Origin of the sequence: Pseudomonas lini, assembly GCF_001042905.1 — a bacterium.
GTDB lineage: Bacteria > Pseudomonadota > Gammaproteobacteria > Pseudomonadales > Pseudomonadaceae > Aquipseudomonas > Aquipseudomonas lini.
This window is the reverse complement of the sequence record NZ_JYLB01000005.1, coordinates 65,006-78,389: the sequence shown is the minus strand read 5'-3', so window position 1 is coordinate 78,389 and position 13,384 is coordinate 65,006. Positions and strand designations below refer to the sequence as shown.

13 protein-coding genes and 1 tRNA gene are annotated in these 13,384 nt (G+C 59.5%); 4 read left to right on the top strand and 10 right to left on the bottom strand.

Going from position 1 to position 13,384, the window contains the following annotated elements:
* Positions 1-65: 65 nt before the first annotated feature.
* The 3 genes from TU81_RS15740 to TU81_RS30955 form a co-directional block, all read right to left on the bottom strand.
* Complete coding sequence (locus TU81_RS15740; protein ID WP_048395995.1) at positions 66-1,079, bottom strand: sulfate ABC transporter substrate-binding protein; 1,014 nt, start codon at positions 1,077-1,079, stop codon at positions 66-68.
* Between the two features lie 81 nt (positions 1,080-1,160).
* Positions 1,161-1,343: a sulfur starvation response protein OscA gene (gene oscA / locus TU81_RS15735; protein ID WP_022643503.1), complete on the bottom strand. Its 183-nt coding sequence runs from the start codon at positions 1,341-1,343 to the stop codon at positions 1,161-1,163.
* 260 nt (positions 1,344-1,603) lie between these two features.
* Positions 1,604-1,735: a hypothetical protein gene (locus tag TU81_RS30955; protein WP_267885929.1), complete on the bottom strand. Its 132-nt coding sequence runs from the start codon at positions 1,733-1,735 to the stop codon at positions 1,604-1,606.
* Between the two features lie 147 nt (positions 1,736-1,882).
* Between TU81_RS30955 and desA the strand changes: the two genes are divergently transcribed.
* Entirely contained in the window at positions 1,883-3,067 is a 1,185-nt protein-coding gene (gene desA, locus TU81_RS15730) for a delta-9 fatty acid desaturase DesA (RefSeq protein ID WP_048395994.1), read from the top strand.
* Between the two features lie 238 nt (positions 3,068-3,305).
* Entirely contained in the window at positions 3,306-4,295 is a 990-nt protein-coding gene (locus tag TU81_RS15725; RefSeq protein ID WP_048395993.1) for a GGDEF domain-containing protein, read from the top strand.
* A 66-nt stretch (positions 4,296-4,361) separates the two neighbouring features.
* Here TU81_RS15725 and gabT read toward each other — a convergent pair whose 3' ends face one another.
* The gene (gene gabT / locus TU81_RS15720; RefSeq protein ID WP_008068635.1) at positions 4,362-5,639 is read right to left on the bottom strand and encodes a 4-aminobutyrate--2-oxoglutarate transaminase; all 1,278 of its coding nucleotides are present in this window, start codon (positions 5,637-5,639) and stop codon (positions 4,362-4,364) included.
* Between the two features lie 188 nt (positions 5,640-5,827).
* A complete protein-coding gene (gene gabD / locus TU81_RS15715) occupies positions 5,828-7,270 on the bottom strand; it encodes an NADP-dependent succinate-semialdehyde dehydrogenase (RefSeq protein WP_038978451.1) in 1,443 nt (480 codons plus the stop codon).
* A gap of 349 nt (positions 7,271-7,619) precedes the next feature.
* Here gabD and TU81_RS15710 point away from each other — a divergent pair.
* A tRNA-Arg gene (locus TU81_RS15710) sits at positions 7,620-7,696 on the top strand.
* Between the two features lie 79 nt (positions 7,697-7,775).
* Here TU81_RS15710 and TU81_RS15705 read toward each other — a convergent pair.
* From TU81_RS15705 to TU81_RS15685, 5 genes are all read right to left on the bottom strand, one after another.
* A complete protein-coding gene (locus TU81_RS15705; RefSeq protein WP_217450493.1) occupies positions 7,776-8,042 on the bottom strand; it encodes a hypothetical protein in 267 nt (88 codons plus the stop codon).
* A 21-nt stretch (positions 8,043-8,063) separates the two neighbouring features.
* A complete protein-coding gene (locus TU81_RS15700) occupies positions 8,064-8,684 on the bottom strand; it encodes a hypothetical protein (protein ID WP_048395992.1) in 621 nt (206 codons plus the stop codon).
* Positions 8,681-9,262, bottom strand: a complete 582-nt coding sequence (locus tag TU81_RS15695) for an RNA polymerase sigma factor (RefSeq protein WP_048395991.1) — start codon at positions 9,260-9,262, stop codon at positions 8,681-8,683. The genes TU81_RS15700 and TU81_RS15695 overlap by 4 nt, the downstream gene beginning before the upstream one ends.
* 17 nt (positions 9,263-9,279) lie before the next feature.
* Positions 9,280-10,998: a vWA domain-containing protein gene (locus tag TU81_RS15690; RefSeq protein WP_048395990.1), complete on the bottom strand. Its 1,719-nt coding sequence runs from the start codon at positions 10,996-10,998 to the stop codon at positions 9,280-9,282.
* A gap of 87 nt (positions 10,999-11,085) precedes the next feature.
* Positions 11,086-11,646, bottom strand: a complete 561-nt coding sequence (locus TU81_RS15685; RefSeq protein WP_048395989.1) for a YbhB/YbcL family Raf kinase inhibitor-like protein — start codon at positions 11,644-11,646, stop codon at positions 11,086-11,088.
* A 139-nt stretch (positions 11,647-11,785) separates the two neighbouring features.
* Between TU81_RS15685 and TU81_RS15680 the strand changes: the two genes are divergently transcribed.
* The gene (locus TU81_RS15680) at positions 11,786-13,315 is read left to right on the top strand and encodes an apoptosis inducing factor family protein (protein ID WP_048395988.1); all 1,530 of its coding nucleotides are present in this window, start codon (positions 11,786-11,788) and stop codon (positions 13,313-13,315) included.
* Positions 13,316-13,384 lie beyond the last annotated feature (69 nt).

Sequence of the window (13,384 nt, the reverse complement as noted above, 5' to 3'; positions counted from 1 at the left end):
TCCTTGGTTGAGAACGCGCAAAGCCTCGAATCGGAATTCGAGGCTCGTTTATGGCTTATTTCAGGTTATTGCGCCTGATAAATCTGGTCGAACACGCCGCCGTCATTGAAGAATTTCGGTTGCGCGGCTTTCCAGCCACCGAAGTCCTTGTCGATGGTCACCAGTTCCAGTGTCGGGAACTGTTTGGCGTACTTGGCGGCCACGTCCTTGTCCCGTGGACGATAGAAGTTTTTCGCCGCGATTTCCTGGCCGGCCGGGCTGTACAGGTGCTTGAGGTACGCTTCAGCAATGTCGGTGTTGCCCTTTTTCTCGGCGTTCTTGTCGACCACGGCCACCGGTGGTTCGGCCAGGATCGACAGCGAAGGCACGACGATGTCGAACTTGTCGGCGCCGCCGTCTTCTTTCAACGCCAGGAACGCTTCGTTTTCCCAGGCCAGCAACACGTCGCCCTGACCGTTGTTGACGAAGGTGATGGTCGAACCGCGAGCACCGGTGTCCAGCACTGGCACGTGTTTAAACAGCGTCTGCACGTACTCTTTGGCCTTGGCTTCGTTACCGCCGTTGGCTTTCAGGCCATAGGCCCAGGCCGCGAGGAAGTTCCAGCGTGCGCCGCCGGAGGTTTTCGGGTTCGGGGTGATGACTTCCACGCCGTCTTTGGTCAGATCGCCCCAGTCCTTGATGCCTTTCGGGTTGCCCTTGCGCACCAGGAACACGATGGTCGAGGTGTAAGGCGTACTCGCTTCCGGCAGACGCTTCTGCCAGTCGACCGGCAAGCTCTTGCCGAGCTTGGCAACTTCGTCGATGTCACCGGCCAGGGCCAGAGTCACCACGTCGGCCCGCAGACCGTCGATCACCGCCCGGCCCTGCTTGCCCGAACCACCGTGGGACTGCTGGATTTTCACGTTGTCGCCAGCGTGGTCCTTTTTCCAGAAGTTGATGAACTCGGCGTTGTACTCCTGGTACAGCTCACGGGTCGGGTCATACGACACGTTGAGCAACTCGTAATCCTTGGCAACCGCGGAACCAGCAAAAAGGGCACTGGCCAGGGCGGCCAAAGCAAAATGACGAATCGACGACATGGTGAAAGCTCCTGGAATTCTTGATGTATTGGCTTTTTCTTATGGTCTGGAACGGGTTGCCTGTTCTTTTGATCTTTCGCTTCAGCTCGGCTTGTTGCCCGGCTGCTGCAAACGGAATTTCTCTTTGCGTTCGATCTGAACCACCTGGGCGTTGTGCACAGTGATTTCCACCGCGCCAAAGCGCAGATCGCGCAAAGCGCTCTGGATCTCACGCAAAATGGTGGCTTCGTCCTGCCCGTCAACACTACGTAGGGATGCGCTCATGGTGCTGCTCCTTTAATGAGATATGCCTGGCAGTGGCGGGCACTGCTTACGGCGTAGGGCAATAGTAGATAGGCGCGGATATTCTTAAAAAGACTATTTAAGAATGTTTATATAACCAAAATAGATTACTTGCTGAGACAAGGGTTTGCGGGGAGTTAATGGCCGGAAGATCAAAAGATCACAGCCTTCGGGGGTCTGAGTACGCATCGGATATCCGGTCGAGCCTAAACCTGTGTCACCCAGGCATAACCGTTGATCCGCTACCAGCGCAGCAGGTCGGTGGAACTATCGAAGAACCTGTTCAATAAATAACCACTAAACTGGAGCCAGGCTACGGAAAGCACCAGATAGAGCAGCGCTGCACGCAAAGCATCGCGATAGGTGGCTGACATTAGAGCGTCCATGTCCCTACAAAAAGGCTGGAGTTGTAGATTAAAGACACATCCAGCCACTCTTATCTGAAAGGGCGACTGGTTTTATCTGTGAGCTAAGTGATAATGCGATGGCTGTTTTTTTCTTTATCGAGGGTCCTATAGGCTATGTGGTACGAAGGTTTTCTTGGCTTATCGCCCTGGTCACTGGTGGCAGTCACCCTACTGATGACCCACGTGACTATCGTCGGCGTCACGGTTTATCTGCATCGCTATTCAGCCCATCGCTCGCTCGAGCTCAATGCTGGCCTGAAACATTTTTTCCGCTTCTGGCTGTGGTTGACCACGGCGCAGAACACCCGCGAGTGGACAGCTATCCACCGCAAGCATCACGCCAAATGCGAAACCGTCGATGACCCGCACAGCCCGGTCATCAAGGGGTTGTCCACCGTTCTGCGCAAAGGCGCCGAGCTGTACCGCGCCGAAGCGGAAAACCCCGAGACCCTGCGCATCTACGGCAAAAACTGTCCCGAAGACTGGATCGAACGCAACCTCTACAGCCGCTTCCCGCTGCTGGGCGTGGCAATCATGGGCGTCATCGACCTGCTGCTGTTCGGCACCATCGGCATCACCATCTGGGCCATCCAGATGATGTGGATCCCGGTGTGGGCCGCCGGCGTGGTCAATGGCCTGGGCCATGCCATCGGCTACCGCAACTTCGAATGCCGCGATGCGGCAACCAATCTGGTGCCCTGGGGCATCCTGATCGGCGGCGAAGAACTGCATAACAACCATCACACCTACCCTAACTCCGCCAAACTGTCGGTGAAGAAGTGGGAATTCGACCTCGGCTGGGCCTGGATCCAGGTCTTCAGCTTCCTGCGTCTGGCCAAGGTCCAGCGGGTCGCGCCGATCGCCCACCGTGTCGAAGGCAAAGGCAGCCTGGACATGGACACCGCCATGGCGATCCTCAACAACCGCTTCCAGATCATGGCCCAGTACCGCAAGTTGGTGATCGCGCCGCTGGTCAAGCAAGAGCTGGAAAAGGTCGATCACTCGGTCCGCCACCAGTTCTACCGGGCCAAGCGTTTGCTCTCGCGGGAAACCAGCCTGCTGGACGAAAAACACCATATGCGCATCCAGACCATGCTCGAGCATAGCCAGGCGCTGAAGGTAATTTACGAGAAGCGCCTGGCCTTGCAACAGATCTGGGTCAAGACCAGCTCAAATGGTCACGACATGCTGGCTGCCATCAAGGATTGGGTACACGAGGCCGAGGCCAGCGGGATTCAATCCCTGCGTGACTTCGCCGACCAGTTGAAAACCTACTCCCTGCGCCCTGCCAACGCCTGATCCTCTGTGGCGAGGGGGCTTGCCCCCGTTCGGCGGCGAAGCCGTCGCAAAACCTGACGACGCGTTTCACCCGTAAAAACGCGTCGTCAATTCAAGCAGCCATACCGCCCAGCGGGCCCCTTCCCCCCAAGCGGGAACTTCGCTCCAAATCCCCTATCTCAAAGACACTTCGCCATCCAGGCGGGCTTTGTTCTTGGCCGCTGTCGACATAGCGGCACGCCCTTTGAGATTTGTGCCGATGGTTAATAAAAGCCTACAAGACACATCCCTTCCGCAGTGGCCCGAGGCCGCGCAAACGCTGATGGCGCTGATGCATGCCCAGGGTGAAGTGGCACGCCTGAGCGAACGCGAACAGCTGTTCAGCTCGCTGCTGGTCAGCGTCAACGCCGTGCTTTGGGCATTCAACTGGGAAACCCGTCAGGTGCTCTACGTCAGCCCGGCCTATGACCGGATTTTCGGCCGCCCCGCCGGCCTGTTGCTGTCCGACTTCAACCACTGGCGCGACAGCGTCTACCCCGACGATCTGGACTACGCCGAGCGCAGCCTCGCCCAAGTGCTGGTCAAAGGCGCCGTCGAAGATCGCGAATACCGCATCATCGCGGCAGACGGCCAAGTGCGCTGGCTCAGCGACAAGTGTTTCATCAACCGTCAGGCCGAGCCGGGTCAACCGGTGATCATCGTCGGCATTGCCGAAGACATCACCGAGAAAAAGCAGATGGAAGCCGAGCTGCAACGCCTGGCCAGCACCGATGTGTTGACCCAAAGCAGCAATCGCCGACACTTCTTCGAATGCGCGAATCACGAATTCGAGCAGGCGCGGTTGAACGGCGCGCCGATGGCGTTCCTGTTGCTGGACATCGATGACTTCAAAGTGGTCAACGACACCTACGGTCACCAGGAAGGCGATAAGGTGCTGCAACGCATCGCCGAGAGCGGTCGCGCGGCCCTGCGGCGTGGTGATCTGTTCGGACGGATCGGCGGTGAGGAATTCGCAGCGGTGTTTCCCGGCTGTGCACCGGACATGGCCATGCAAGTGGCCGAGCGCCTGCAACGGGAAATTCAGCGGTTAAGCTTCAGCCATGACGACCAGACCTTCGGCATCACCGTCAGCCAAGGCCTGAGCAGTCTCACACACGAGGATGAAAGCATCGACACCCTGTTCGCCCGCGCCGATGCGGCGATGTACCAAGCCAAGCGCCAGGGCAAGAACCGGATTATCTCTGGCTGATTTGATTTGCGGGAATACCAAAAAACCCGCCGAAGCGGGTTTTTTGTCGATCAGATCACAAATGGATCAGAGCTCGGCGAAGCACTCTTCGATGATCGCCAGGCCTTTGTCCAGTTGCTCGTCCGGCGAGGTCAGCGGTACCAGTACGCGCAGAACGTTGCCGTAGGTGCCACACGACAGCAGGATCAGGCCCTTGTCGCGCGCCTTGGCCACAACCGATGCCACAGCAGCAGCGTTCGGCTTGTGGCTGTCGCCGTCGACGAACAGCTCGACCGCGATCATCGCGCCCAGGGCACGCACTTCACCAATGACCGGGTACTTGGCCTGGATGGCTTTCAGGCCAGTCACCAGACGCTCGCCGACCGCTTTGCAGCGATCCAGCAGGTGCTCTTCTTCGAACACTTCCATCACGGCCAGGGCCGCGGCGCAAGCGATCGGGCTACCGGCGTAAGTACCGCCCAAGCCGCCTGGAGCGATAGCGTCCATGTATTCGGCCTTGCCGCACACACCGGCCAACGGGAAACCGCCGGCGATGGATTTGGCGAAGGTGGTCAGGTCGGCGGCAACGCCCATCTGTTCCATGGCAAAGAAAGTGCCGGTACGGCCAGCGCCAGTCTGCACTTCGTCAGCGATCAACAGAATGCCGTGCTGGTCGCACAGGGCGCGCAGACGCTTCATGAACTCTTTAGGCGCGACGTAGAAACCACCTTCGCCCTGAACCGGCTCGATGATGATGGCCGCGATGTCACGCGGCTCGGCGTCGTTCTTGAAGATGCGCTCGATGCTGGCGATCGAGTCGTCGATGCTCACACCGTGCAGCTCGTTCGGGTACAGCGCGCGGAAGATGCCGCCTGGCATCAGGCCCATGCCGGCCGAGTAAGGCACGACTTTACCGGTCAGGCCCAGAGTCATCATGGTGCGACCGTGGTAAGCGCCGGTGAACGCGATCACGCCGGCACGGCCAGTGGCGGCGCGGGCGATCTTGATGGAGTTTTCCACGGCTTCGGAGCCGGTGGTTACCAGCAGGGTTTTCTTGGCGAAATCACCTGGCACCTTGGCGTTGATTTTTTCGCACACTTCCACGTACGGTTCGTAAGCCAGGACCTGGAAGCAGGTGTGGGTCAGCTTGTTCAGCTGTTCGGTGACGGCGGCGATGATTTTCGGGTGCACGTGACCGGTGTTCAGCACAGCGATACCGCCGGCGAAGTCGATGAACTCGCGACCTTCAACGTCGGTCACGGTGGCGTTCTTCGCGGACTCGGCGAAGATCGGGTGAATCTGGCCAACACCGCGCGGTACAGCGGCTTCGCGGCGTTTCATCAGGGATGCGTTAGTCTTGCTCATAGTGTCCTCATTCACCGCTCATCGGGCGGCGTGGTTCAAGGAAAATGCGGCGGGAGGCAACTACGGCAGCATGCGATGATCGACTGCCACAGCTTTCCCGGCCACAGAGAAAATTCCGTTTGAAGCGTCGCAAAGGGACAGCGCTCTCGTGCCCTTTGCGCTTGAAGCAATGCCTTGCCGGGCCGAGCTTAGATACCCAGGCAGAGGTATTTGATTTCCAGGTAATCTTCGATGCCGTACTTGGAGCCTTCACGGCCCAGGCCCGACGCCTTGATGCCGCCGAACGGCGCGACTTCGTTGGAGATCAACCCGGTGTTGACGCCGACCATGCCGTATTCCAGGGCTTCAGCCACACGGAACACACGGCCCAGGTCGCGAGCATAGAAGTACGAGGCCAGACCGAACTCGGTGTCGTTGGACATCGCGATCACGTCAGCTTCGTCTTTGAAGCGGAACAGTGGCGCCAATGGACCGAAGGTTTCTTCCTTGGCCACGGCAGCGTTGTTCGGCACGTTGGTCAGGATGGTCGGCTCGAAGAAGTTGCCTTGCATGCTCTTGCCACCCGCCAGCACGGTAGCGCCTTTGCTCACGGCGTCAGCAATGTGCTCTTGAACCTTGGCCACGGCTTTTTCGTCGATCAGCGGACCAGTAGTGGTGCCGTCTTCCAGGCCGTTGCCGATCTTGAGTTTGGCCACGGCCACTTTCAGTTTTTCGGCGAACGCGTCGTAGACCGAATCCTGAATGTACAGGCGGTTGGCGCAGACGCAGGTCTGGCCGTTGTTGCGGTACTTGGAAATGATCGCGCCTTCGACGGCCTTATCCAGGTCCGCGTCGTCGAACACGATGAACGGCGCGTTGCCGCCCAGTTCCAGCGAGACTTTCTTGATGTCCTTGGCGCACTCGGTCATCAACTGACGACCGATTTCGGTCGAGCCGGTGAACGACAGTTTGCGCACGATCGGGTTGCCGGTCAGCTCGCTGCCAATGTCGCCGGCGCTGCCGGTCACCACACTGAACACACCGTTCGGAATACCGGCACGATGAGCCAGTTCAGCCAGGGCGAATGCAGAGAACGGCGTTTGCGAAGCAGGCTTGAGCACCATGGTGCAACCGGCGGCCAGGGCCGGGCCGGCTTTACGGGTGATCATCGCGGCCGGGAAGTTCCACGGGGTGATCGCAGCGGTCACGCCGATCGGCTGCTTGATCACAATCAGGCGCTTGTCTGGCTGGTGGCCCGGAATCACGTCACCGTAGATGCGCTTGGCTTCTTCAGCGAACCACTCGATAAAGGAAGCGGCGTAAACAATCTCGCCCTTGGCTTCAGCCAATGGCTTGCCCTGCTCCAGGGTCATCAGGCGAGCCAGGTCGTCCTGGTTCTCGATGATCAGCTCGAACCAGCGACGCAGTTTGTTCGCGCGATCCTTGGCGGTCAGTGCGCGCCAGGCCGGCAGCGCTTTGTCTGCGGCTTCGATCGCACGGCGGGTTTCGGCAGCGCCCATTTTCGGCACAGTGCCCAGAATTTCGCCCGTTGCCGGGTTGTTAACCTTGATCGTCTGACCGTTGTCCGCATCGACCCAAGCGCCATCGATAAAGGCTTGCTGGCGGAACAACTGGGTGTCTTTAAGCTGCATGTCGGCTTTCCTTAACAGCACCGCGGCACGCGCGGAGCGAATTATGATTATAGAAAGGCGCCTTATAGGCTGCCGTCAGGGAAATCATTCACCGGGCTGAAGCACATAAATAGCGCACTGATCGAACTCGTGCGGTTCAGCACCCAGACAAGAGCGTTTGAAATCTCAAACGAATCCTAGGATCAAAGGGGGTAAAGGACAATAGGCTGTTCGAAAAAAAGAACGAAAACGCCGCATTTGCCTATTTTTTCAGATCAGCGTAGCAATCGTAGGTTACGCTTTGGAAAAAGGCAGACGATTCAGCAGCATGGACGCCCGCAGTGCATATGAGTATCATGGCGCCCGCATTGCACCAGTAGCTCAGCTGGATAGAGTACTGCCCTCCGAAGGCAGGGGTCGTGGGTTCGAATCCCGCCTGGTGCACCATACGTAGAAACGAGAAAGCCTCAGATCTTAGGGTCTGGGGCTTTTTTGTGGGTACAAAAAAACCGCCGAAGCGGTTTTTTCATTCTGTCGTCCAGTCAAACTCGTCGTAGTCATCATCCGCTTCGTCCTCGACCACTTCATCATCAAGAACGTCTTCCTCAAGCGCTTCTTCTGCCTGTTTCGCCAGTAGAAACTCCTTACGACTCTCAGTCACTGCTCGCCGCAATTCCTCACCCTTGACCGGGCAGTTGAGCATTTGGGCGATGCGGTCGATTTTTTGTGCCACGGCATCCTCCAACGCATCGGCTATGAGCTGATAGTGCGCGCTTTCGGGTGTCGATGCCAAATTTGCCGACCGCGTCTCACCTCATTTCTTCTGCAAATCCTTGAGTCGGGCGGTGAGGTTTTCCTTGGGGTAGCGTTTGTGCAGTGTCGTCAGCAGCGCCTCGGCGGCTTGGCTTTGACCGGTCTCTTGCAGGCGTATCACTTCACGTAATTGATCATCCAGTGACTTGGCCGGCGCGGCTAAGCGTTTGCTGACTTTGGCTTCGTCCGCCATTTCGCTATTGATCGACTCGCGCTGCATCGGTGCAGAAAACTCCGCCATGGGTGCAGCAGGTTCGGGAGCGGAGATCGCGCCGGCCGGTGCAGCCTGGGAGCGAACAGCGGCTTCCGGTTTGGCCAGCGGCGCGGACGCTTTGGGCGCAGGCGCGAAGTCATAGCTCGGCAGCTGTTCCGGCGTGCGTTGCACCAGTGCCAGCATCAGGGCCACGCCGACGAGGCTGGCGAATGCCACTTGCCAGCGGGGTTGCTGGCAGGCGCGGAGCCAGCGTTGCCACAGGTTCGGCTTCGGTGCGGGGGCTTCGCGATGCGCAGTGGCCAGGATGAAGGCGTCGAGATGCGCCGGTGGTTCACCGTTGCTGTGATCGCGAAAATGCTTGAGCATTTCATCGTCAGGCGATGGCGGTGTTTGTCGGGCGTCAGTCATGTCAGTACCTCCTCGGCCAGCAGCCGACGCAGTTTTTGCTGGGCGTAGCGCAAGCGACTTTTGACGGTTTCCAGCGGTGTTTCGGTGAGGGTGGCGATCTGCGGCAGGTCGAGGTCGCCATGGGCGCGCAGCAGGAACACTTCGCGCTGATCGGCGGGGAGGGTTTGCAGGGCGGCTTCGAGGCGTTGACCATCGCGGCTCAGGCTCAGCAGTTGTTCGGGGTCGGCCGTGTCATCGATCAGGGCGTGGGTTTGTTCGTCATAGCTGTCGTGCAAGGGGTTGTGGATTCCGTGTTTGCGCCAGTGATCGATCAGTCGGTTGCGGGCAATCTGGTAGAGCCAGGTACGAAAGTTCGCCCGGCCTTGTGGCTGACTGGTGCTGCGGATCAGGCTCAGCCAGGTTTCCTGATACACCTCTTCGGCCAGTTCGGGCTTGCCGCTGAGGCCGAGGAGGAATCGATAAAGGCCCTGGCGATGACGGGCGTACAAAACTTCGAACGCCGGCCCGTCGCCGGAGCGGTAGCGCGCCAGCAGCGATTCGTCGCTGCCGGCGGCTGAGCTGATTGCAGAATCGGACATGTCAGCGCTGGCCTCTTTCACTCTATCCGGTTGTCGTTGGGCTGTTGATTGGAGGCGGTCGGGGTTCGCAGGCTCTGCGCCAACTCCACCAACTGTACGAATTCACTGCGCAGGCCGAATTGATCATCGCCCCGTGCGCCACGGGCCAGGGCTTCGGTGTCTTTCAGGCTGAACTCACCGGTATAGCGCCCGTCCTTGAGTTGCTGAGAAAATGCGGCAACGGCGGCGGCAAATCTCAGGTCATCGCTGGCGGTCGAAAGCTTGCCGGCCTCACCATTCAGTATTGGCCGCTCGATCAAGCGACTATTCCCACCTTCCGGCAACTGATAACGCACCCGCAGCATCGCCATTTCCCCGTTTTTTACGGAAACATCGGCCCCGGAATTGCCATACCGCAGCGGTTCCAGCCAGCCCTTCTCGCCCTTGGGCACAATTTCGTACAACGCTGTCACCGTATGCCCTGCGCCGATTTCTCCGGCGTCGACTTTGTCGCTGCTGAAATCCTCACGCTTCAAGGCGCAATTCTCATAACCCAGCAGCCGATATTCGCTGACCTGCGCCGGGTTGAACTCCACCTGCAGCTTCACGTTTTTCGCCACTACTGCGAGGGTCGAGCCGAGCTGATCCACCAGTACTTTGCGCGCCTCGCGCAGATTATCGATGTAGGCATAGTTGCCATCGCCAGCGTCGGCCAGTTGTTCCATCAGGTGTTCATTGTAGTTATCCACACCAAAACCCAGGGTGGTCAGGGACACGCCGGTCTTGCGTTTATCCACAGCCATTTGCTTGAGGCTGTCGAAGTCGCTGATGCCGACGTTGAAGTCACCGTCGGTGGCCAGCAGGATGCGGTTGATGCCTTTGGGGATAAACGCCTGTTGGGCCATTTGATAGGCCAGTTCGATACCCGACGCTCCGGCGGTCGAACCGCCTGCGGTCAATTGATCGATCGCGGTACGAATTTTCGCTTTTTCCCGTCCGGAAGTCGGCTCCAGTACCACGCGAGATTCTCCGGCATACACCACCAGCGAAACCCGGTCCTGCTCGCGCAATTGATCGACCAGCAATTTCAGCGTGCTTTTGACCATGGGCAAACCTTCGCGCCGGTCCATCGAGCCGGAGACGTCCACCAGAAACACCAGATTCGCCGGAGCCAGTTCCGCCACTGCGCGATCAGATGCCTTGATGCCGATGCGCAGCAAGCGGGTATGCGGGTTCCAGGGCGACGGCGCCAGCTCGGTGGTCACGCCGAATGGCGAGCCATCGGTGGGCAAGGCGTAATCGTAGGGGAAGTAATTGACCAGTTCTTCCAGCCTCACCGCCCCTTCGGGAGGCAAGCGCCCCTGATTGAGCAAGCGCCGGACATTGGCGTAAGCGCCAGTATCGACATCGGCACTGAAGGTCGAGACCGGTGCCTCGGTCACGCTGTGAATCGGGTTATCGGCCAGCGCCTGATATTGCTCCCGCTGCTCATCCCGATAGCCTTGTGGATAAGCCTCGCCTGCCGGCATTGGCGCGAAAGCGACTAATGGGGCCGGTCGCGCGCTGCGTTTGGCCTGCGCGGTGTCCGCCATGGCCGCCTCACGCACCAACGCTTCAGTTTTCAGCTCACCTTGAGCCGGGGGCGCAACCACCGCCGGATCAGACGTGGATGAAGCGCCGCAACCGGCGATGGCCAGCAACAACCCGGCGGCGAAACCCTGGGCGGCCGGGCGCAAGTAATACAGTGGGAGGGACATGGGGGCTGACCTCAGGAGGAAATTGACTCATTCATCCTCTGAGACGGACAGCCCGATCAGTTCGGGTTAAGCCGAAGTGAATAATCTTCAGCGGTGATAACGCCGCACCACACTGCTGTTTTTCAGCACATGGCCTTTGATTTGTTCCATCAACTGCGCGCGGGTCAGGCCGGCGGGCAAGGCGTCTGGCGCCAGGTCCAGGGCGTAAAGCTGAATGAGGTAGTGATGGGAGCTGTCGCCAATGGGCGGGCAAGGGCCTATGTAGCTGGTGGTGCCTTTGCTGTTGCTGCCGCCCACGCCTTCGAGGGCGGATTTGGCGCCGACACCGGCCGGAATCTGCCGCGTGGTGGCCTTGATGCCGTAATGAATCCAGTGATCAACGCCAAGGCCTTTCTGGCCGTCCGGGTCGTGCATGACGATGGCGTAGCTGAGAGTGCCCGGGGGGCCGGCGTTCCAGCTCAGGGCCGGGGATTGGTTCTTACCGCCACAACCGCTGGCATCGCTGGCCGCCGCCGACGTGAACAGGCGATTGTCCGAAACACCGGGAATGCTGAGGGTGAAACGCTCCTGGGCCTGTGCCGGAAACTGCACGCAAAGGGCGACTGCAACGGCCGCCAGCCAAGGGTTCAAAGAGGTCAATCGGGTCATACCGGAGCACCTTGTGCGGGTGGGGCCGTGGTCGGCTGGCAAACTATAGCCGGACCGTTCGTGCGGTGGCAGCGGGAATTGGCTGAACCTGGGAATAGGCGCCAAACTCTTAAGTGAAACACCTCCCTGGAGATCGATCATGGCACTGCATCGCGTCGCCCGTTTCGCCGATGTGCCCCAAGACCGTGGCCTTGAAGTCCGGATCGATAAGACGAAAATCGTCTTGCTGCGGGTCGGCGATCAATTGCGCGCCTATCAGGGCAAATGTCCCCACGCCGGGGCTCCCTTGGCCAAAGGTGCGCTGTGTGAGGGACGACTGATCTGCCCGTGGCACAAGGCGGCGTACCGGCTCGAAGATGGCGCGTTATGCGAGCCACCGTCGCTGGACAGTCTGCGACGCTACCCGCTTGAAATCCGCGACGATGAGGTCTGGGTCGACGACCAGCCGATGCCTACTCCCAGCAGCCCGCCGGCGGACGATAAGCGGACCTTTGTGATCATCGGTGCCGGTGCCGCAGGTACGGCTTGTGCGGCGGCGTTGCGGGAGAAAGGTTTCGGCGGCCGGGTGTTGTTGATCGACCGTGAGCCCGAGGCCGGTTACGACCGTACGGTATTGAGCAAATTCGTGATTGCCGGGGAGATGCCGCCGGACGAAGTGCCGCCGCTGCGCGATGAAAGCTTTTATAGCGAACAGCGCATTGAACGGATAAACAGCGATGTAATGGGCCTGGATGCACCGAACCGTGCCCTGCGCCTGGCCGATGGTCAATCGTTGAACTATGACGCCGCCGTGATCGCCACCGGTGGCATACCCAAATCCCTGTCGCTGCCGGGCGCTGATCTGCCGCAGGTGTTCGTGCTGCGCTCGAGGGCACAGGCGCAGCAGATTCTGACGACTGCAAAACCCGGTCAACGAGCAGTGATTGTCGGCGACAGCTTCATTGGCCTGGAGTCCGCTTCATCCCTGCGTCAGTACGGCCTGGACGTCACCGTCCTGGCCCGCCATGCCATCCCTTTCCAGGCGCAATTCGGCGAAGCTGTCGGCAAGGCAATTCGTGCCCTGCACGAGGTCAACGGCGTGGTGTTTCATACGGATGGCGAAGCCGCGCAGATCGAAGGCACAGGCAAGGTCGAAGCGGTGCTGCTGGATAACGGTCAGCGCTTGCCGGCAGATCTGGTGTTGGTCGGCATTGGCGTCACCCCGGCAACGACCCCGTTTGCTGATCTGCCAAAAGAAAAGGATCAGTCTCTGAAGGTGGATGGCGGGATGCGCGTGACCGATGGGCTCTGGGCCGTCGGCGACATCGCGACCTTCCCGCTCAACGGCCAGCCGCAACGGATCGAGCATTGGCGCCTGGCCCAGCAACAGGCGCGAATTGCAGCGGCGAATATGCTCGGCGGTGACGAGCGCTACCTCGATGTACCGTATTTCTGGACCTGGCACTTCGGCAAAAATTACGACTACCTCGGACACGCCGAGGCCTGGGACGAGGTCGAGTTCAAGGGCGATCCTGACCATCCACCGTTTATCGGCCTGTTCGGCAAGAACGGCGTGGTGGCGGCGGCCGTTGCCTGCGATCAGGAACGGACCATGGCGATGCTCGCCGAACGAATGAAACAACCGCTGTCGGTGGATGAGGCCTGGCGCCTGATTCGGGATTTTGCCTGACCGATCTCTCCAATCCTCCGTTCCCCTCGTAGGAGCTGCCGCAGGCTGCGATCTTTTGATCTTTGGCAT

What these genes read in the sequence shown, in the direction of transcription:
- desA (WP_048395994.1), top strand. Translation starts at nt 1,883, where the DNA reads ATGTGGTACGAAGGTTTTCTTGGCTTATCGCCCTGGTCACTGGTGGCA.
- gabD (WP_038978451.1), bottom strand. Translation starts at nt 7,270, where the DNA reads ATGCAGCTTAAAGACACCCAGTTGTTCCGCCAGCAAGCCTTTATCGAT.
- oscA (WP_022643503.1), bottom strand. Translation starts at nt 1,343, where the DNA reads ATGAGCGCATCCCTACGTAGTGTTGACGGGCAGGACGAAGCCACCATT.
- TU81_RS15695 (WP_048395991.1), bottom strand. Translation starts at nt 9,262, where the DNA reads ATGTCCGATTCTGCAATCAGCTCAGCCGCCGGCAGCGACGAATCGCTG.
- TU81_RS15700 (WP_048395992.1), bottom strand. Translation starts at nt 8,684, where the DNA reads ATGACTGACGCCCGACAAACACCGCCATCGCCTGACGATGAAATGCTC.
- TU81_RS30955 (WP_267885929.1), bottom strand. Translation starts at nt 1,735, where the DNA reads ATGTCAGCCACCTATCGCGATGCTTTGCGTGCAGCGCTGCTCTATCTG.
- TU81_RS15690 (WP_048395990.1), bottom strand. Translation starts at nt 10,998, where the DNA reads ATGTCCCTCCCACTGTATTACTTGCGCCCGGCCGCCCAGGGTTTCGCC.
- gabT (WP_008068635.1), bottom strand. Translation starts at nt 5,639, where the DNA reads ATGAGCAAGACTAACGCATCCCTGATGAAACGCCGCGAAGCCGCTGTA.
- TU81_RS15725 (WP_048395993.1), top strand. Translation starts at nt 3,306, where the DNA reads ATGGTTAATAAAAGCCTACAAGACACATCCCTTCCGCAGTGGCCCGAG.
- TU81_RS15685 (WP_048395989.1), bottom strand. Translation starts at nt 11,646, where the DNA reads ATGACCCGATTGACCTCTTTGAACCCTTGGCTGGCGGCCGTTGCAGTC.
- TU81_RS15740 (WP_048395995.1), bottom strand. Translation starts at nt 1,079, where the DNA reads ATGTCGTCGATTCGTCATTTTGCTTTGGCCGCCCTGGCCAGTGCCCTT.
- TU81_RS15680 (WP_048395988.1), top strand. Translation starts at nt 11,786, where the DNA reads ATGGCACTGCATCGCGTCGCCCGTTTCGCCGATGTGCCCCAAGACCGT.